Source organism: Kocuria sp. KSNUG, assembly GCF_049532735.1.
GTDB lineage: Bacteria > Actinomycetota > Actinomycetes > Actinomycetales > Micrococcaceae > Kocuria > Kocuria rhizophila.
On the sequence record NZ_CP150981.1, the window covers coordinates 1,440,006 to 1,457,761 of the forward strand.

Consider the following 17,756-nt stretch of genomic DNA (forward strand, 5'->3'; position numbering starts at 1 on the left):
CGGTGGGCGCGCGAGAGGACGTCCCCACCCCGGCCCCGTCCCTTCCGAGGGTCCCGGGGCTCGTGGTCGTGGACAAGCCGCTGGGCTGGACCTCGCACGACGTCGTCGCGCGCATGCGCCGACTGGCGGGGACCCGGAAGGTGGGTCACGCCGGGACACTGGACCCGGCGGCGTCGGGCGTGCTGGTGATCGGTGTGGAGAAGGCCACCAAGCTGCTCACCTGGGTCACCGGCACGGACAAGACCTACCGCGCCGGCATCCGTCTGGGGGCTGCCACCGTGACCGACGACGCCGAGGGCGACGTCACGCGCACGGCGGACCCCGAGCTGCTGGCCGGGATCACGGACGAGCAGGTCATGGCCGCCGTGGCGCGGCTCACGGGCGAGATCCAGCAGGTCCCCTCCGCGGTGAGCGCGATCAAGGTGGACGGTCAGCGCTCCTACGCGAGGGTGCGCAGCGGAGAGGACGTGCAGCTGCCGGCCCGCCCGGTCACGGTGTCCCGGTTCGAGGTGCACTCGATCCGCCGCGCGGAGTCCGCAGCGGGCGACGGCCCCGGGGCGCCCAGGGCCATCGACGTGGACGCGACCGTGACGTGCTCCTCCGGAACGTACGTCCGCGCGCTCGCCCGGGACCTGGGGGAGGACCTCGGCGTGGGCGGACACCTCACGGCGCTGCGGCGCACCCGCGTGGGATCCTTCACGCTGGACTCCGCCCACACGCTGGAGGAGCTCACGGAACAGGTGCGCTCCGGTGCCACGGTGACCACGCTGGCCATTGCCGACGCCGCGCGGAAGCTCTTCCCGGTGCGCGAGCTCACGGCCACGGAGGCCACGGACCTCTCCCACGGCCGTCGCATCCCGGCCTCCAGGACTCCCCGCCACGACGCCGCCCGGGGAGCCGCGGAGACTCCCGTCGCGTGCTTCGCGCCGGACGGGACGCTCGTGGCCCTGGCCGAGAACCGGGGGAGTGCGGAGCAGCGCTACACGACCTCGGTGCTGGGGATCACTGCGGGGACCACGTTCTCCGAGCCGGCACCACGGGAGACACCCGGGGCGGCGGAACACTCCGTGCAGCCGCACGCCGTTGCCGACCAGGCCCCCGGGACCCCGGGTGAGGACCGGGGGAGCGGAGCCACCACGGAAGACACGGACACGACACACGGAGAGCGGGCGGACGACTGATGCTGTGGGGATACGACGGGTGGTTCTGGGCCGCGGTGGTCCTCGGTGTGCTCTCCTGCGTGGTCTGCCTCGTGCAGGCACTGCGAGGTCGGGCACCGGACGACTTCTCCCAGGGCTCGGTGCTGGTCCTCGAGGCGTTCCTGCTGGTGTACTGCGTGGGCTCGCTGCTGCTGCCGGTCCTCGGCCCCTCGGCCTCCGGCAGCGTGCTGGAGTACTGGGGGTACCTCCTCACCGCGCTGCTGATTCCGGCGGGCACGTTCGTGTGGTCCCTCGTGGAGCGGTCCCGGTGGTCCACGCTGATCCTCGCGGCCGCGGGCCCCGTGGTGATCGTGATGGTCTACCGCATGAACTACATCTGGTACTACCAGTGACCCCTGGCGCGCCCGCACCCCAGCACTTCACGGAAGGACAGACGATGGACCGCGAGACCTCGCACAGCACCCTGCAGCAGCGCTTCGGCCGCCGCTCGGGTGCCCGGCGGCACGACCGCAAGAGCACCGGCTTCGGCCGCGTGCTGATCGTGGTCTACTGGGTCTTCTCCCTCTCCGCGGGTGTCCGCTCGCTGTACCAGCTGGCCACCGAGTTCAGCCTGGCGCCCCTGGCGATCCTGCTGTCCACGTTCTCCGCCGCCGTGTACGTGGTGGCCACGATCGCCCTGTCCCGTTCCGGCGCGCGCTGGCACCGCGTGGCCACCGCCGCGGTGCTCGTGGAGCTCGTGGGCGTGCTCGGCGTGGGACTGCTGAGCGTCCTGCACCCCGAGCTGTTCCCCAAGGCCAGCGTGTGGTCCGACTTCGGCGCGGGGTACGGCTACATCCCCCTCGTGCTCCCCGTGGTGGGGCTCGCGTGGCTCTGGGTGACGCGGCCGTCCCGCGCGGAGCGGTAGGCTCTACGAGATGCGCCACCAGCCGAGAAGACATCGAGGAGAGCTGTGATTCGCTGGAGAAGCCTGGACGAGGTCACGCCTGGATTCGGTCCCTCCGTGGTGAGCATCGGCAACTTCGACGGTGTCCACCGGGGCCACCAGGAGGTCTTCACCCGGCTCCTGGACACCGCCCGGCGGCGTGAGGCGCACTCGGTGGTGGTCACGTTTGACCCGCACCCCGCGCTGGTGCACCGTCCGGAGTCCCACCCCGGCCTCATCATGGGCCTCGAGGACAAGCTCGACGCGCTCGAGCAGACCGGTGTGGACGCCGTGCTCGTCCTGCCGTACAGCCTGGAGTTCTCCGAGCTCGGCCCCGAGGAGTTCCTCGTGGACTACCTCGTGAACCCGTTGCGCATGGTCTCCCTGGTCATCGGCTCCGACGTCCGGCTGGGCCGGGACAACTCGGGGGACCTCACCGCCATCCGCGAGCTGGGACACCAGCACGGCTTCGACGTGGTGGTCGTGGAGGACGTTCCCGGAACCCCCGTGGCAGCGGACGCCGATGACACGGACGGTTCCGCGCCACGCCGAGAGGATCGGCGCTGCTCGTCCACCTGGGTTCGCTCGTGCCTGGAGGCGGGTGACATCACGGGTGCCGCCCAGCTGCTCGGTCGGCCCCACCGCATGCGTGGCGAGGTGGTCCACGGTGCGGCCCGTGGCCGGCAGCTCGGCTTTCCCACCGCCAACCTGGCCCCGGAGGCCACGGGCTTCATCCCCGCGGACGGTGTCTACGCCGGGTGGCTCGTGGACCAGGAGGGCGCCCGGTGGCCCACCGCGATCTCCGTGGGGTCCAACCCCACGTTCGAGGGCGTCACCCGTCAGGTCGAGGCCCACGTGATCGACCGCCCCGAGGAGGCCGTGGAGGACTTTGACCTCTACGGGCAGACCGTGGTGGTCGAGTTCGTGGAACGGCTGCGCGGCATGGTGGCCTACCGGGGAGTGGACGCCCTCGTGCTGCAGATGCGCGACGACGTCAGACGCACGCGCGACATCCTGCGCGAACAGCGGCAGACGGGGGAGCGCACCGCGGACTGACGGCTCCGACGCCGCAGGGATCGGCGGCCCGACCGCTCCCGGCGCACGTGCCCGCGCTGCGCCGCGCCGCACGGCTCCCATGCTGCGCCCACGTGCCGTGGCCCGGGGCGTCGTCGGCCCGGGCGCGGCAGGGGTCGTGCAACACGCCTGACCGCCGGTGCCGTCTCTGTCGAGCACCGGCCGCGGGGAGATGACCCCGCGGCCGGTGGACTCACATCTCCTCGTGCACCGCCGGATCGAATCCGGACCCGCTGATCCCGGTGTGCATCATGCGCAACCGCTCCATCTGCTCGTCCGTGAGCTCCCAGCCGAACACGTCGATGTTCTCGGCCATCCGCTCCGGGTTGGAGGACTTGGGGATCGGCACGATGCCGGACTGCACGTGCCAGCGCAGCACCACCTGGGCGGGAGTGCGTCCCTGCCGACGCCCGATCTCCGCGAGCCACTCGTCCTGCAGCAGGTCGGTCTTGCGGCCCAGCGGGGACCACGCCTGCGTGAGGATGCGGTGCTCCTCGTTGAACCGGCGCAGAGCCTCCTGCTGGTACTGCGGGTGCAGCTCCACCTGGTTCACCACGGGCATCTCCCCGGTCTCCCGCTCGAGCCGCAGCAGGTGCTCCGGCAGGAAGTTGGACACACCCACGGAGCGCACGAGGCCCTCGTCCCGCGCGGCCAGCATCTCCTGCCAGGTCTGCACGTACTGGTCCACGCCCGGATTGGGCCAGTGGATCAGGTACAGGTCCAGGTGGTCGGTGCCCAGACGTGTGAGGGTCTCCTCGAGCGAGCGGCGCACGCTCGCCCGGCCGTGGTCGCGTCCGGGAATCTTGGAGGTCAGGAACAGATCGTCCCGGGGAATGCCGCTGTGGCGGATGCCCTGGCCCACGCCGCGCTCGTTGCCGTAGTTCACCGCGGTGTCGATGAGCCTGTAGCCGCGCCACAGGGCCTCCGGGATCAGGGCCTCCGCCTCGGCGTCGTCCATGGGGTACGTGCCGAAGCCCAGCTGCGGGATCTCGTGGCCGTCCCGCATCACGTGGGGGGCCACCTCCGGCGCGGTGTCCCGGAGGTCCTGGGTCTTGTCCTTGCTCATGCGTTCCTCGTCTTCCTCGATGCCTGTCTGGTCTGGTGCACTGCTCTCACCGGACAGTATCCCCGGTGATCCTGGATTCACGCCCGGTCGGCGCCCTCGAGCGCGGGCAGCACCCGCAGCACAGCCCGGGCGCTGATCCGTGCGACCACGTCCAGCTCCAGGTGGAACTGCTGGTCGGCCGCGGGGCCGCACAGGTCGGAGATGCTGCGCACCGCGAGGAACGGGGTCCCGTGGCCCGTGCACACCTGCGCCAGGGCGGTGGTCTCCATGTCGGTGCTCAGCGCCTCGGGGAAGACGTCACGGGTGGCCCCCACGTTCTCGGCGGTGACGAACGAGCCGCCGGAGAGCATGGTGCCGCGCCACAGCTGCCGTCCCTCCTCCGCGGTGAGGCGCTCCGCCGCGGTCACGAGGGGCTCGGCGGCGGTGAAGGACTCGGGCATCCCGGGCACCTGCCCCGGGGCGTACCCGAAGGCGGTCGCGTCCGCGTCCGCGTAGCGGAACTGCGTCCCGACCACGAGGTCGCCCACGTTCACGTCCGCGCGCAGCCCGCCGCAGGACCCCGCGGACACGACGGCGCTCGGCTCGAACCGCTCGAGGGCGGACGTCAGCGCCGAGGCCGCGTTGACCAGCCCGATGCCCGTGCGGACCAGGAGCACGGGCCCGCCCTCCAGCTCCAGGGCGTGCAGCTGCGCGCCTCCCACCTGCTGGGGGATCGAGCAGCGGGCCGTGGCGAGGTCGAGGAAGGGCTGCGCCTCCTCGGCCATGGCGACCACCACGGCGGGTGCGCCCACGCAGGCGGCGAACAGGGCGGCGTCGTCGGACGTGTCTGTGCTGTGCATGCCACCATTGTCCCAGTCCGCTCGGACACGCACGCCAGGGGAGCGGTGCGGTGCTCCGCGGCGGCATCGGCTAGGATGGTCAACGGTCTGACTGCGGTCCGTGGCGGTCGGGCCCCGGGGCACGCCCCGGACCCCGGGCGGGAATCTCACGCACCGGGCGGTCACGGTACTGACTCTAGGAGTTACCCATGGCACTGGATGCCGCTGTCAAGAACCAGATCATCACCGAGTACGCCACCCACGAGGGCGACACCGGTTCACCCGAGGTGCAGATCGCCGTTCTGTCTCGCCGGATCTCCGATCTGACCGAGCACCTGAAGATGCACAAGCACGACCACCACACCCGTCGCGGCCTCATGGCCCTGGTGGGACGCCGTCGTCGCATGCTTGACTACCTGCGTCGCACTGACATCGCCCGCTACCGTGCGCTCATCGAGCGCCTCGGCCTGCGCAAGTGATGTGAGTCCCGGCGATTCCCCGCCCTCCCCACCGGGAGCGCGGGGAATCACCACACCCGGCGCTGTCCGTGACGGACACCGCCGCGGCCCGCGGTGACGCGAGCCGACCGGGTCCACAGGACCCGCAACCACAGAACCAACCATCAGACTGTGCAGCCCGCCGCATGTCGCGGTCCTCGACAGTGGCCTTCGCAACGCGGGAGCGGTGCGAGCGCCTCGATCGAAGACCGGTGTGTCGCGCGGGTTGCGCACCACGAAGAAACGGAGGTGACCCGTGGAGGGTCCCGAGATCCAGAGTGCAGAAGCCGTCATCGACAACGGCTCCTACGGACAGCGCGTCGTGCGCTTCGAAACCGGGCGGCTCGCCCGTCAGGCCGCCGGTGCGGCCATGGTCTACATCGACGAGGAGACCTCGATGCTCTCGGCCACGGCCGTGGGCAAGCACCCCCGTGAGGGCTTCGACTTCTTCCCTCTGACGGTGGACGTCGAGGAGCGCATGTACGCCGCGGGCCGCATCCCCGGCTCGTTCTTCCGCCGCGAGGGCCGCCCGTCCACGGACGCGATCCTCACGTGCCGCCTGATCGACCGCCCGCTGCGCCCCGCGTTCGGCAAGGGCCTGCGCAACGAGGTGCAGGTGGTCGTCACCGTCATGTCCATCGCGCCGGACGAGATCTACAACACCGTGGCGATCAACGCCGCCTCCATGTCCACCACGCTCTCCGGCATGCCCTTCCAGGGCCCCGTGGGCGGCGTGCGCATGGCGCTCATGGCAGAGGAGAACGGCGGCCACCAGTGGATCGCGTTCCCCAAGCACTCCCAGCTGGAGAACGCCGTGTTCGACATGGCCGTGGCCGGCCGCGTGGTGACCACCAAGGACGGCGGCCAGGACGTCGCCATCATGATGGTCGAGGCCGAGGCCACCGACAACGCGTGGGAGCTCATCAAGGGCCAGGGTGCCGTCGCGCCGTCGGAGGAGCTCGTGGCCGAGGGCCTCGAGGCCTCCAAGCCGTTCATCAAGGCGCTGTGCGACGCCCAGGCGGACCTCGCGGCCCGCAACCGCAAGCCCGAGCTGGATCTGCCCCGCTTCGGCGGTTTCGGTGACGACGCCGCCCAGGCCGTCGAGGAGTTCGCGGGCGAGCGCATGGCCCAGGTCTACTCGATCGCCGGCAAGCAGGAGCGCGAGGCCGCCACGGACGAGCTGCACCAGTCCACGCTGGCCGAGCTCACCGGGGAGGGCAAGCCCTTCGAGGGCCGCGCGGACGAGGTCAACGGCGCCTACCAGGCCCTGACCAAACAGACCGTGCGCCAGCGCATCCTCAAGGACAAGGTGCGCATCGACGGCCGCGGTCTCACGGACATCCGCCAGCTCAGCGCCGAGGTGGACGTGCTCCCGCGCGTGCACGGCTCCGCGCTGTTCGAGCGCGGCGAGACCCAGATCATGGGTGTCACCACGCTGAACATGCTCAAGCTGGAGCAGCAGATCGACTCGCTGTCCCCGGTGAAGAGCAAGCGCTACATCCACCACTACAACTTCCCGCCGTACTCCACGGGCGAGACCGGTCGCGTGGGTTCCCCCAAGCGCCGCGAGATCGGCCACGGCGCCCTCGCCGAGCGTGCGATCACCCCCGTGCTGCCCTCGCGCGAGGAGTTCCCCTACGCGATCCGCCAGGTCTCCGAGGCGCTGGGCTCCAACGGCTCCACCTCCATGGGCTCCGTGTGCGCCGCCACGCTGTCGCTGTTCAACGCCGGTGTGCCCCTGCGCGCCCCTGTGGCGGGCATCGCCATGGGCCTGGTCTCCGACACCGTGGACGGTGAGGTCCAGTACGCGGCCCTGACCGACATCCTCGGTGCCGAGGACGCCCTGGGCGACATGGACTTCAAGGTCGCCGGCACCTCCGAGTTCGTCACGGCCATCCAGCTGGACACCAAGCTGGACGGCATCCCCGCCTCCGTGCTGGCGTCCGCGCTGACCCAGGCCCGTGAGGCCCGCCTCTACATCCTGGACGTGCTGACCTCCGCGATCGACGCCCCGGACGAGATGAGCGAGTTCGCCCCGCGCGTGATCTCCGTGAACGTCCCCGTCTCCAAGATCGGCGAGGTCATCGGCCCCAAGGGCAAGATGATCAACCAGATCCAGGAGGACACCGGCACGGACATCTCCATCGAGGACGACGGCACCGTGTACATCGGTGCCACCGACGGCCCCTCCGCCGAGGCCGCGCGCTCGGCGATCAACGCGATCGCCAACCCGCAGGTCCCGGAGGTGGGCGAGCGCTACCTGGGCACCGTGGTCAAGACCACCACGTTCGGTGCGTTCGTGTCCCTCACCCCGGGCAAGGACGGTCTGCTGCACATCTCCGAGATGCGCAAGCTCAACGACGACAAGCGCGTCAACGAGGTGGACGACGTCCTGTCCGTGGGCCAGAAGGTCCAGGTGGAGATCACCAAGGTGGACGACCGCGGCAAGCTGTCGCTCGCCCCGGTGGTGGCCGGATCCGACTCGGACGCCGCGTCCGAGGACGAGAACTGAGCAGAGGTCACCCGCACCAGATGACGGTTGTTCACCTTCCCCTGAAGGCGGGCAGTCCCGAGGAGCACGGCTCCCCGGAGGACGCCCGCCTTCGGGCGTATCCAGACACGGACCCGGCCGGAGGCTTCACCCACACGGTCCACGACGACGCCGACGGCGCGGTCATCATGCGCACGGTCCTGCCGTGCGGCACCCGCGTGCTCACGGAGAAGATGCCCGGGCAGCGCTCGGTGTCCGTGGGGTTCTGGGTGAGCCTGGGCTCCCGGGACGAGGCCCCGGGCATGCTGGGCTCCACCCACTTCCTGGAGCACCTGCTGTTCAAGGGCACGGCCCGGCGCAGCTCCCTGGAGATCGCCGAGGCCTTCGACCGAGTGGGCGGAGAGTCCAACGCGTTCACGTCCCACGAGCACACGTGCTACCACGCCCGGGTGCTCTCCGAGGCGCTGCCCATGGCCGTGGACGTCCTCGCGGACATGTTCACGGGCGCGGTGCTGGACCCCGAGGAGTTCGACCGCGAGCGCGGCGTGATCCTCGAGGAGATCGCCATGGACCGGGACGACCCCACGGACTTCGCGTTCGAGCAGTTCACCGAGCAGGTCTTCCACGGCTCCCCGCTGGCGCGTCCGATCGCGGGCACGCCCGAGGAGATCCGCAGCGTGGCCCGGGACGCGGTGTGGGAGCACTACCGCGGGGCCTACCGGCCCGAGAACCTGGTGGTCACGGTCGCGGGCGGGCTCGAGCACGAGAACGTGGTCCAGCTGGTCCGCGAGTCGCTGGCCCGCGCGGGCTGGGATCCGGACACCGCCGGGGGAGCGGGCGCGCGCCGCCCCACCACCCCCGCGCTGCTGACGCCGCTCACGGGCACCCGCGCGCTGAACAGACCGGTGGAGCAGGCCAACGTGGTGCTGGGCGGGGCCGGGCTGCAGTCCGGTGACGAGCGTCGTTTCACCATGACCGTGCTCAACGCGGCCCTGGGTGGTGGCATGTCCTCCCGGCTGTTCCACACCATCCGCGAGCAGAAGGGCCTGGCGTACTCCACGTTCTCGTTCTCCGGCTCGTACTCGGACGCCGGGTTCTTCGGCATGTACGCCGGCTGCACGGCGGACCGCGTGGACCGGGTCACCGGGCTGATGCGCGACGAGCTGGACCGCCTGGCCCAGGACGGCATGGACGCCGCGGAGCTCGCCAAGGTGGAGGGCCAGCTCAGCGGGGCCACCGTCCTCGCCCTGGAGGACACGGGCTCGCGGATGTCCCGGCTGGGTTCCGCGGAGCTCAAGACCGGGGTGTTCATGGACCTGGACGAGTCCCTGCGCCGGATCCGCGCGGTCACGTCCCAGGACGTCCAGCAGCTCGCCGCGGATCTCGGCGCGGACGCGACCGTCCGCACGGTGGTGGGACCCGGCGTCGCCCGGGAACCGCAGGAATGAGGGGAACGGACATGGCAGAACCGATCCGGGTGGCCGTCCTCGGCCGCGACGGCCGCATGGGCTCCGAGGCGGTGCGCGCCGTCGACGCCGCCCCGGACCTCGAGCTGGTCGCGGCACTTGGCCGCGGGGACGGTCTGGAGCAGCTGCTCGAGGCCCGCGCGGAGGTGGTCGTGGACCTCACGGTGCCCGCCGCCACGCGGGAGAACGTGCGCTTCGCGGTGTCCCACGGGATGCACGCGGTCGTGGGCACCACGGGCTGGGACCGGGCCGCCCTGGACGAGCTCGAGGCCCAGCTCGCCGAGTCCCCCGCAACCGGGGTGCTGATCGCCCCGAACTTCGCGGTGGGGGCGGTGCTGGCCATGAAGTTCTCGGAGCTGGCAGCACGGTTCTTCGACTCCGTCGAGGTCGTGGAGCTGCACCACCCGCGCAAGCTCGACGCGCCGTCGGGCACCGCGGCCCGGACCGCCGCCCTCGTGGCCGCGGCCCGCCAACGGGCGGGTGTGGGAGCCTCCCCGGACGCCACGGAGTCCGATCCGCACGGCGCACGCGGTGCGGTGGTGGACGGCGTGCACGTGCACTCCGTGCGGCTGCAGGGTCTGGTGGCCCACCAGGAGACCCTGCTGGGAAACACGGGGGAGCAGCTCACCGTGCGCCACGACTCCTTCGACCGCGCCTCGTTCATGACCGGTGTGCTGCTGGGGATCCGCCGGGTGGCGGAGCACCCCGGGCTCACGCACGGTCTGGACGGCTACATGGATCTCGGACTGTGAGCCGGGCAACGGGGCGCAGCGGGCTGCGCTGGTGGGCCGCACTGGCCATCCTGCTGCTGGTCCTCACCGTCCTGCTGCTGCCCATCCCGTCCGTGTCCAAGGTGTGGATCATCGCGGTGCTGGTCTTCGCGGGCGTGTTCACGGTGCTCGAGGCCGGGTCCATGGGGCGCGCCCTCGCCGCGCTCATGATCGCCCTGCTGACCCTCTACCTGGGGGTGTCCTTCCAGCGGGCCTGGCTGCTGCTGGGCACCGAGGGCTGGGTGCCCAAGCTGCTGGGGCTCGCCATGGTCGTGATCCCCGCGGTGGGCACGTGGGCCATGGTGCGGGAGATCCTCTTCGGAGCCCGCACCGCGCGGCTGGGGCGCGAGCTCGCGGCCCGCGGCGAGCTGCCGGTCGACGAGCTGCCCCGCACACCGTCGGGACGCTACGTGCGCGCCGCCGCGGACGCGCACTTCGACGTGGTGCGGCGGGAGGTCGAGGCGAGCCCCGAGGACTGGGGCGGGTGGTACCGCCTGGGCCTGGCCTACTCGGCCAGCGGTGACAGCCGCCGGGCCCGGGGCGCCATGCGCACGGCGATCGCCCTGCACCGGGGGGCGGACCCCGAGACGGCGCTCGCGCGGTCCGGGCGGTAACCTGTGGGCATGACACACGAGAGCTTCCCCGCGCCCACGGACCGTCCCGCGCCCCTGTTCGGGACCCTGCTCACCGCCATGGTCACGGTCTTCCACGAGGACCGCTCCGTGGACCTCGAGGCCACCGCGGCCCTCGCCGTGCAGCTCGTGGACGACGGCTGCGACGGCCTGGTGGTGTGCGGCACCACGGGGGAGTACTCGACCATGACGGACGAGGAGAACCTCTCGGTGTTCCGCGCCGTCAAGGACGCCGTGGGCGGGAGGGTCCCCCTGCTCGCGGGCACGGGATCCAACGACACCGAGCACTCCCGGTACCTCTGCCTCGAGGCGGAGAAGATCGGGATGGACGGTCTGCTCGTGGTCACCCCGTACTACAACAAGCCCACCCAGGCCGGTGTCGAGGCCCACTTCCGCTCGCTCGCGGACTCCGTGGACACGCCCATCATGATGTACGACATCCCGGGCCGCTCCGGGATTCCGATCGAGCCCGGGACCATGATCTCGCTCGCCTCGCACCCCAACATCGTGGCCGTCAAGGATGCCAAGGCGGATTTCGTCGCCGCGTCCCGCGTCATGGCGGAGACGGACCTCGTGTTCTACTCCGGCGACGACGGTCTCACCCTCCCGTGGATGGCCACCGGCGCCGCCGGGCTCGTGGGCGTGACCACCCACGTGGACACCGCGCGCTACCGCCGCATGATCGACGCCGTGCTGGCCTCGGACCTCGAGACCGCCCGCAGGCTCAACGCGGAGCTGCTGCCCCTCGTGCGCGCCACCATGACGCGCGTGCCCGGGGCCGTGGCCGCCAAGACCATTCTTCAGTGGCAGGACCGCCTGCCGAACGCCGTGGTGCGCCTGCCGCACCTGGCACCAACGCACACCGAGCTGGAGCAGATCCGTGCGGATCTGAGCACGTCGGTGATTGCGGACACTCTGACCAACTAGCAATGAAAGGGGTCTCATGACCCAGTGGAACTCTTCCGATCTCGCTGAACCCCCCGCCCTGGCCAAGGACACGCTCCGCGTGGTCCCCCTGGGTGGCCTGGGGGAGGTCGGCCGGAACATGACCGTGTTCGAGATCAACGGGCAGCTGCTCGTGGTGGACTGCGGTGTGCTCTTCCCCGAGGAGACCCAGCCCGGCGTGGATCTCATCCTCCCGGACATCAACAACATCCGGGACCGCGTGGACGACATCGTGGCGATCGTGCTCACGCACGGCCACGAGGACCACATCGGCGCCGTCCCGTACCTGCTCAAGCGCCGCCCGGACATCCCCGTGATCGGCTCCCAGCTCACCCTCGCGCTGATCGAGGCCAAGCTCCAGGAGCACCGCATCAAGCCGTTCACCATGGCCGTGCGCGAGGGCCAGGTGGAGCGCCTCGGCGAGTTCGAGTGCGAGTTCGTGGCCGTGAACCACTCCATCCCGGACGCCCTGGCCGTGTTCCTGCGCACCAAGGCCGGCACCGTGCTGCACACGGGTGACTTCAAGATGGACCAGCTGCCCCTGGACGGGCGCATCACGGACCTGCGCCACTTCGCACGTCTGGGCGAGGAGGGCGTGGACCTCTTCCTCACGGACTCCACGAACTCCGAGGTCCCGGGGTTCATCCCCTCCGAGAAGGCGATCGGTCCCGTGCTCGCGGACGTGGTCTCGCGAGCCAAGCAGCGCGTGATCGTGGCCTCATTCTCCTCCCACGTGCACCGCGTGCAGCAGGTGCTCGACGCCGCCGTGGCCAGCGGTCGCAAGGTCGTCCTCATGGGCCGCTCCATGATCCGCAACATGGCGATCGCGGAGAAGCTCGGCTACCTGGACGTCCCGCCGAACGTGCTCGTGGACCAGAAGAAGGTCGGGGACTACCCGGACGACAAGATCGTCATCATGTGCACCGGTTCCCAGGGCGAGCCCATGGCCGCGCTGTCCCGCATGGCCAACGGGGACCACAAGGTGCAGGTCAACGCGGGGGACACCGTGATTCTCGCGTCGTCGCTGATCCCCGGCAACGAGAACTCCGTGTTCCGCGTGATCAACGGCCTCATGCGCCTGGGCGCGAACGTGGTGCACAAGGGCAACGCCAAGGTCCACGTCTCCGGCCACGCCGGTGCCGGAGAGCTGCTCTACTGCTACAACATCGTGGAGCCCGAGTACGTCATGCCGGTGCACGGCGAGATCCGCCACCTGATTGCCAACGGCGAGCTGGCGCGGGAGACCGGCGTGCCGGACGACCACGTGATCCTCGCCGAGAACGGAACCGTGGTGGACATGCACGCCGGGAAGGTGAAGATCACCGGCCAGGTGGAGTGCGGCTTCATCTACGTGGACGGCTCCTCCGTGGGGGAGATCACGGACGCGGACCTCAAGGACCGCATGACCCTCGGTGAGGAGGGCTTCATCTCGGTGGTGACCGTCGTGAACCGGGACACGGGCAAGATCGTCTCCGGTCCGGACATCCACGCCCGCGGCGTGGCCGAGGAGGACAAGGTCTTCAACGAAATCCGCCCCAAGGTGGCCGCGGCCCTCGAGGACGCCCTGAGCGAGAGCGGCAAGAACCACACCGCCCACCAGCTGCAGCAGATCGTGCGCCGCACCGTGGGCTCGTGGGTCTCCCGCAGGCTGCGTCGCAAGCCCATGATCGTGCCGGTGGTCGTGGAGGCCTGACGCCCCCGCGCCCCGCACGCACCCCACGGCCCGTCCGGTCACCCGACCGGACGGGCCGTCGTGCGTCCGGGTACCCTGGAGCAATGGCGTCACGAACTACCCCCGCGCGCTCGTCGAAGACCACCAGCCGGTCCAAGGCCCCCGCGCGGTCCCCCAGGAACGGCAAGAAGACCCCGGCACGCACCACGCCCGCGGGGCCCTCTGCCGGCACCACCGCGCTGCGCGCCGTGGTGGGGGCGTGGTCCGGGGCCGGACACGTGGTGGGCGCTGCGGTGCGTCGCGTGGGCACGCTGCGCACGGACATCGCCCCCGAGCAGCGCCGCGACGGCGGAGCGCTCGTGTGGCTCGTGCTCGCCGTGCTGATCGCCGCGGTGGAGTGGTGGAACCTGCGCGGCGTGGACTTCGCCCCGATCGCGGTTCCGGCCTCGTGGGTGCACTCCGTGGTCGGCGGCACGTTCGGCTTCATGGCCCTGGTGCTCCCCATCTTCTGCTTCTGCTTCGCCATCCGCGTGTTCCGCCACCCGGAGCCCACGCAGGCCAACAACCGCGTGGCGATCGGCCTGCTGGCCCTCACCGTCGCAGGCTCCGGCACCGCCCACCTTGCGGGGGGCTCCCCGGACCTCGGGGACGGCTTCGAGGCCGTGTGGCGCGCCGGCGGCTTCGTGGGCTTCCTCGCCGCAGATCCGCTGTCCTCACTCATCACCCCGTGGGGAGCGCTCGCCGTCTTCGTCCTGCTGGCCGTCCTGGCACTGCTGGTGATGACCGCCACACCCGTGGGGGAGATCGGCCCGCGCCTGCGCGAGCTCTACCGCCGTCTGACCGGTCAGACCGAACCCCGCACCACGGACCTCTCGGCGCCCGAGCACGACCGCTCGTACCTGGATCCCGCGCCCGCACGCGGTTCCAAGCGCGCGTCCCGGGCGGAGAAGCGCCGGCAGCGTCAGGACCTCGACCGCTACGACGGGGACGAGGCCTTCGAACGCGCCGTGGTGGACGAGGCCAACCGCCGGGAGGCGCGCGGTGCCGCGGCCACGAGCGTGTTCGACGTGGGATCCCACACCGCAGAGCCGGCCGCCCGCCGCGCCGGCTCCTCCGGCACCCGCGCGGGCACGGCGGCGTCGGGCTCCAGCGCCGCGGACTCCCAGGCCACCGAGGTCGTGGGGAGCCCCGAGCCCGGGCCGCGCCCCGGCGAGAAGCGCCCCACGCGTTCCCAGCGGGAGGCCCAGAAGCTGCGCGAAGAGCAGGGGATCACGCCCGCCGCGGACACCGCGGCGGCCTCGGACGCCCCCGCGCTCGACGTCACGGCCGAGGCCGACGCCGCGCGCACCCACACGCCCAGCACGCCCATCCCCGCCCGGTCCGAGCAGCTCAAGCTCGCGGGCGACGTCGCCTACAGCCTCCCGCCCGTCGCGGACCTCGTGCAGGGCCCGCCCGCCAAGGAGCGCTCCGAGGCCAACGACCAGGTGGTCAGCGCCCTCACCAGCGTGCTGCAGCAGTTCAAGGTGGACGCCGAGGTCACCGGCTTCTCCCGCGGCCCCACGGTCACGCGGTACGAGATCGAGCTCGGCTCGGGCACCAAGGTGGAGCGTGTCACCGCGCTGTCCAAGAACATCGCCTACGCGGTGGCCTCCGCGGACGTGCGCATCCTGTCGCCGATCCCCGGCAAGTCCGCGATCGGCATCGAGATTCCCAACACGGACCGCGAGACCGTGGCGCTGGGCGACGTCCTGCGCTCCCAGAAGGCGCGCGCGTCCGAGCACCCCATGGTCATGGGCGTGGGCAAGGACGTCGAGGGCGGGTTCGTGCTCGCGAACCTCGCCAAGATGCCGCACATGCTCGTGGCGGGTGCCACGGGTGCGGGCAAGTCCTCGTTCGTGAACTCGATGATCGTCTCCATCCTCATGCGCTCCACCCCGGACGAGGTCCGCCTGGTCATGGTGGACCCCAAGCGCGTGGAGCTCACCGCGTACGAGGGCGTGCCCCACCTGATCACGCCCATCATCACCAACCCCAAGAAGGCCGCCGAGGCCCTGCAGTGGGTGGTGCGGGAGATGGACGCGCGCTACGACGACCTCTCGCACTTCGGGTACAAGCACATCGACGACTTCAACAAGGCCGTGCGCAACGGCAAGGTGCAGCCGGAGCCCGGGTCCAAGCGGACCATCCGGCCCTACCCGTACCTGCTGGTGATCGTGGACGAGCTCGCGGACCTCATGATGGTGGCTCCGCGGGACGTGGAGGACGCGATCGTGCGCATCACCCAGCTCGCGCGTGCGGCCGGCATCCACCTGGTGCTGGCCACCCAGCGGCCCTCCGTGGACGTGGTCACCGGTCTGATCAAGGCCAACGTGCCCTCCCGCATGGCGTTCGCCACGTCCTCCGTGACGGATTCGCGCGTGGTCCTGGACCAGGCCGGCGCGGAGAAGCTGATCGGCCAGGGTGACGCCCTGTTCCTGCCGATGGGCGCCTCCAAGCCCATGCGCGTGCAGGGAGCCTGGGTCTCGGAGTCCGAGATCCACAAGGTCGTGGAGCACGTCAAGGCGCAGATGACCGTGGACTACCGGGACGACGTCGTCCAGGAGGCCCCGCAGAAAACCATCGACGAGGACATCGGGGATGACCTCGACGTCCTGCTGCAGGCCGCCGAGCTGGTCATCACCACCCAGTTCGGCTCCACGTCCATGCTGCAGCGCAAGCTGCGCGTGGGCTTCGCCAAGGCCGGGCGGCTCATGGACCTGCTCGAGTCCCGGGGCGTGGTGAGCCCGTCAGAGGGCTCCAAGGCCCGGGACGTGCTGGTCAAGCCCGACGACCTCGCCGCGACCCTCGCGCTGATCCGCGGGGAGGAGCCGCCCTCGCCCGATCCGCAGCCCGTGGGCGGTTCCGTGGACTACGGCGAGGACCCCGTGGAGGCGTCGCTCGCCGACGTGGCCCACGACTACCACGACGGATCCACCACCGAGGACGCATGGGAGCTGACAGGACGATGACCGCACACCAGGCCGCCGCACCGCACGGGGAGCCGGCACCCAACAGCTCCAACTGGAACCTGCCCAACGCGCTGACGGCGCTGCGCATCGTGATGGTGCCGTTCTTCATCTGGTTCCTGTGGGCCGGAGGGCCCCACGGGCAGGACTCCACGGGCATGCGCTGGGCGGCGGTGATCACGTTCGGGCTGGCCATGTACACGGACAAGCTGGACGGGGACCTCGCCCGGGCCCGCAACCTCATCACGAGCTTCGGCAAGATCGCGGACCCGATCGCGGACAAGCTGCTCACGGGTTCGGCCTTCGTGGTGCTCTCGTTGCTGGGCGAGCTGTGGTGGTGGGTGACCATTCTGATCCTCGTGCGCGAGTGGGGCATCACGGTCATGCGCTTCGTGGTCATCCGCTACGGCGTGATGGCGGCCTCCAAGGGCGGCAAGACCAAGACGGTGCTGCAGACCGCGGCCCTCATCGCGCTGCTGCTGCCGCTCTCGCCGGTTCTGGGCGAGTGGTGGCTGTGGTTCGCGTGGTTCCTCACCGCGCTCGCCCTCGCCGCCACCCTGGTCACCGGCGTCGACTACGTGGTCAAGGCCGTGCAGCTGCGCAACCGGGCGGTGCGCGGGGAGACCGCGTGACGGCGTCGGGCCGGGGGCACGACGCCGCCGCGGCCGGTTCCGGGGCACCGCACCCCGCGTGCGGTGCGGCCGAGCTGGTGCACCGCGCCACGGAGCGCGGCGTGAGCGTGGGGACCGCGGAGTCCCTCACCGGCGGGGCGGTGGCCTCGGAGATCGTCACGGTGGCCGGGGCGTCGGCGTGCTTCGAGGGCGCGGTGGTGAGCTACTCGCACGAGGTCAAGGAACGGGTGCTGGGAGTGCCCCACGAGCTGCTGGAGGATCGCGGCGCCGTGGACCCGGACGTGGCGGTCGCCATGGCCCGGGGCGCCCGCGCGTGCCTGGGCGTGGACTGGGCGCTGTCCACCACGGGGGTGGCCGGTCCGGAGCCGCACGACGGCCACGCCGTGGGGACGGTGTTCGTGGGGATCAGCGGGCCCGGTGTGGACCGGGCCGAGCGCCTGGACCTGCCGGGGGACCGGGCCGCCATCCGCGCGGCCACGGTCCGTCACGCGATCGACATACTGGCGACTCAAATCTCACTCCCAGGCAATGCCTAGTGCATTTCGTCCGGCGGCAGGGAACAATTGAACATGCAAGCACGTTATGCGTGACAGAGCTTGAGCCGTC

The 17,756-nt window shown here is 71.1% G+C and carries 16 protein-coding genes; 14 read left to right on the forward strand and 2 right to left on the reverse strand.

Translation table 11 applies throughout. The annotated features are described in order from the left end of the window. Positions 1 to 2: 2 nt before the first annotated feature. Genes truB through AABM36_RS06235 form a run of 4 tightly spaced genes read left to right on the forward strand, consistent with a single transcriptional unit; the run spans position 3 to position 3,138 of the window. The gene (truB, locus tag AABM36_RS06220) at positions 3 to 1,181 is read left to right on the forward strand and encodes a tRNA pseudouridine(55) synthase TruB (protein WP_019310887.1); all 1,179 of its coding nucleotides are present in this window, start codon (positions 3 to 5) and stop codon (positions 1,179 to 1,181) included. Further along, entirely contained in the window at positions 1,181 to 1,552 is a 372-nt protein-coding gene (locus AABM36_RS06225; RefSeq protein WP_019310888.1) for a hypothetical protein, read from the forward strand. The genes truB and AABM36_RS06225 overlap by 1 nt, the downstream gene beginning before the upstream one ends. A gap of 44 nt (positions 1,553 to 1,596) precedes the next feature. After that, a complete protein-coding gene (locus AABM36_RS06230; protein ID WP_019310889.1) occupies positions 1,597 to 2,064 on the forward strand; it encodes a hypothetical protein in 468 nt (155 codons plus the stop codon). A 45-nt stretch (positions 2,065 to 2,109) separates the two neighbouring features. After that, positions 2,110 to 3,138 carry a bifunctional riboflavin kinase/FAD synthetase gene (locus AABM36_RS06235; RefSeq protein WP_019310890.1) on the forward strand — a complete coding sequence of 343 codons (1,029 nt, stop codon included), beginning with the start codon at positions 2,110 to 2,112 and terminating at the stop codon, positions 3,136 to 3,138. Between the two features lie 211 nt (positions 3,139 to 3,349). Here AABM36_RS06235 and AABM36_RS06240 read toward each other — a convergent pair whose 3' ends face one another. After that, positions 3,350 to 4,222, reverse strand: coding sequence for an aldo/keto reductase (locus AABM36_RS06240; protein WP_052239274.1), 873 nt, complete (start codon positions 4,220 to 4,222; stop codon positions 3,350 to 3,352). 77 nt (positions 4,223 to 4,299) lie between these two features. Next, positions 4,300 to 5,061 (reverse strand): 5'-methylthioadenosine/S-adenosylhomocysteine nucleosidase, encoded by a 762-nt coding sequence (gene mtnN / locus AABM36_RS06245; protein WP_019310892.1) that lies wholly within the window; start codon positions 5,059 to 5,061, stop codon positions 4,300 to 4,302. Between the two features lie 188 nt (positions 5,062 to 5,249). Between mtnN and rpsO the strand changes: the two genes are divergently transcribed. The 10 genes from rpsO (at position 5,250) to AABM36_RS06295 (ending at position 17,686) form a co-directional block, all read left to right on the forward strand. After that, positions 5,250 to 5,519 (forward strand): 30S ribosomal protein S15, encoded by a 270-nt coding sequence (rpsO, locus tag AABM36_RS06250; protein ID WP_019310893.1) that lies wholly within the window; start codon positions 5,250 to 5,252, stop codon positions 5,517 to 5,519. Positions 5,520 to 5,793: 274 nt separating this feature from the next. Beyond that, complete coding sequence (locus AABM36_RS06255; protein ID WP_019310894.1) at positions 5,794 to 8,049, forward strand: polyribonucleotide nucleotidyltransferase; 2,256 nt, start codon at positions 5,794 to 5,796, stop codon at positions 8,047 to 8,049. A 20-nt stretch (positions 8,050 to 8,069) separates the two neighbouring features. Continuing rightward, positions 8,070 to 9,476, forward strand: coding sequence for a M16 family metallopeptidase (locus tag AABM36_RS06260; RefSeq protein ID WP_019310895.1), 1,407 nt, complete (start codon positions 8,070 to 8,072; stop codon positions 9,474 to 9,476). An 11-nt stretch (positions 9,477 to 9,487) separates the two neighbouring features. Next, entirely contained in the window at positions 9,488 to 10,246 is a 759-nt protein-coding gene (gene dapB / locus AABM36_RS06265; RefSeq protein WP_019310896.1) for a 4-hydroxy-tetrahydrodipicolinate reductase, read from the forward strand. Continuing rightward, positions 10,243 to 10,878 (forward strand): hypothetical protein, encoded by a 636-nt coding sequence (locus AABM36_RS06270; protein ID WP_019310897.1) that lies wholly within the window; start codon positions 10,243 to 10,245, stop codon positions 10,876 to 10,878. The genes dapB and AABM36_RS06270 overlap by 4 nt, the downstream gene beginning before the upstream one ends. 9 nt (positions 10,879 to 10,887) lie before the next feature. Continuing rightward, a complete protein-coding gene (gene dapA / locus AABM36_RS06275; protein WP_019310898.1) occupies positions 10,888 to 11,823 on the forward strand; it encodes a 4-hydroxy-tetrahydrodipicolinate synthase in 936 nt (311 codons plus the stop codon). A 16-nt stretch (positions 11,824 to 11,839) separates the two neighbouring features. Next, on the forward strand, positions 11,840 to 13,534 hold the full coding sequence (locus AABM36_RS06280; protein ID WP_019310899.1) for a ribonuclease J: 1,695 nt from the start codon (positions 11,840 to 11,842) through the stop codon (positions 13,532 to 13,534). Between the two features lie 83 nt (positions 13,535 to 13,617). Further along, entirely contained in the window at positions 13,618 to 16,521 is a 2,904-nt protein-coding gene (locus AABM36_RS06285; RefSeq protein ID WP_124109698.1) for an FtsK/SpoIIIE family DNA translocase, read from the forward strand. After that, on the forward strand, positions 16,518 to 17,150 hold the full coding sequence (pgsA, locus tag AABM36_RS06290) for a CDP-diacylglycerol--glycerol-3-phosphate 3-phosphatidyltransferase (RefSeq protein WP_121566368.1): 633 nt from the start codon (positions 16,518 to 16,520) through the stop codon (positions 17,148 to 17,150). The genes AABM36_RS06285 and pgsA overlap by 4 nt, the downstream gene beginning before the upstream one ends. Beyond that, positions 17,147 to 17,686 carry a CinA family protein gene (locus AABM36_RS06295; protein ID WP_121566369.1) on the forward strand — a complete coding sequence of 180 codons (540 nt, stop codon included), beginning with the start codon at positions 17,147 to 17,149 and terminating at the stop codon, positions 17,684 to 17,686. Before pgsA ends, AABM36_RS06295 begins: the two co-directional genes overlap by 4 nt. Positions 17,687 to 17,756: the final 70 nt, after the last annotated feature.

Coding starts and splice junctions, on each gene's coding strand:
- AABM36_RS06280 (WP_019310899.1), top strand. CDS start 11,840: ATGACCCAGTGGAACTCTTCCGATCTCGCTGAACCCCCCGCCCTGGCC.
- AABM36_RS06225 (WP_019310888.1), top strand. CDS start 1,181: ATGCTGTGGGGATACGACGGGTGGTTCTGGGCCGCGGTGGTCCTCGGT.
- dapA (WP_019310898.1), top strand. CDS start 10,888: ATGACACACGAGAGCTTCCCCGCGCCCACGGACCGTCCCGCGCCCCTG.
- dapB (WP_019310896.1), top strand. CDS start 9,488: ATGGCAGAACCGATCCGGGTGGCCGTCCTCGGCCGCGACGGCCGCATG.
- AABM36_RS06240 (WP_052239274.1), bottom strand. CDS start 4,222: ATGAGCAAGGACAAGACCCAGGACCTCCGGGACACCGCGCCGGAGGTG.
- pgsA (WP_121566368.1), top strand. CDS start 16,518: ATGACCGCACACCAGGCCGCCGCACCGCACGGGGAGCCGGCACCCAAC.
- rpsO (WP_019310893.1), top strand. CDS start 5,250: ATGGCACTGGATGCCGCTGTCAAGAACCAGATCATCACCGAGTACGCC.
- AABM36_RS06260 (WP_019310895.1), top strand. CDS start 8,070: ATGACGGTTGTTCACCTTCCCCTGAAGGCGGGCAGTCCCGAGGAGCAC.
- mtnN (WP_019310892.1), bottom strand. CDS start 5,061: ATGCACAGCACAGACACGTCCGACGACGCCGCCCTGTTCGCCGCCTGC.
- AABM36_RS06285 (WP_124109698.1), top strand. CDS start 13,618: ATGGCGTCACGAACTACCCCCGCGCGCTCGTCGAAGACCACCAGCCGG.
- AABM36_RS06230 (WP_019310889.1), top strand. CDS start 1,597: ATGGACCGCGAGACCTCGCACAGCACCCTGCAGCAGCGCTTCGGCCGC.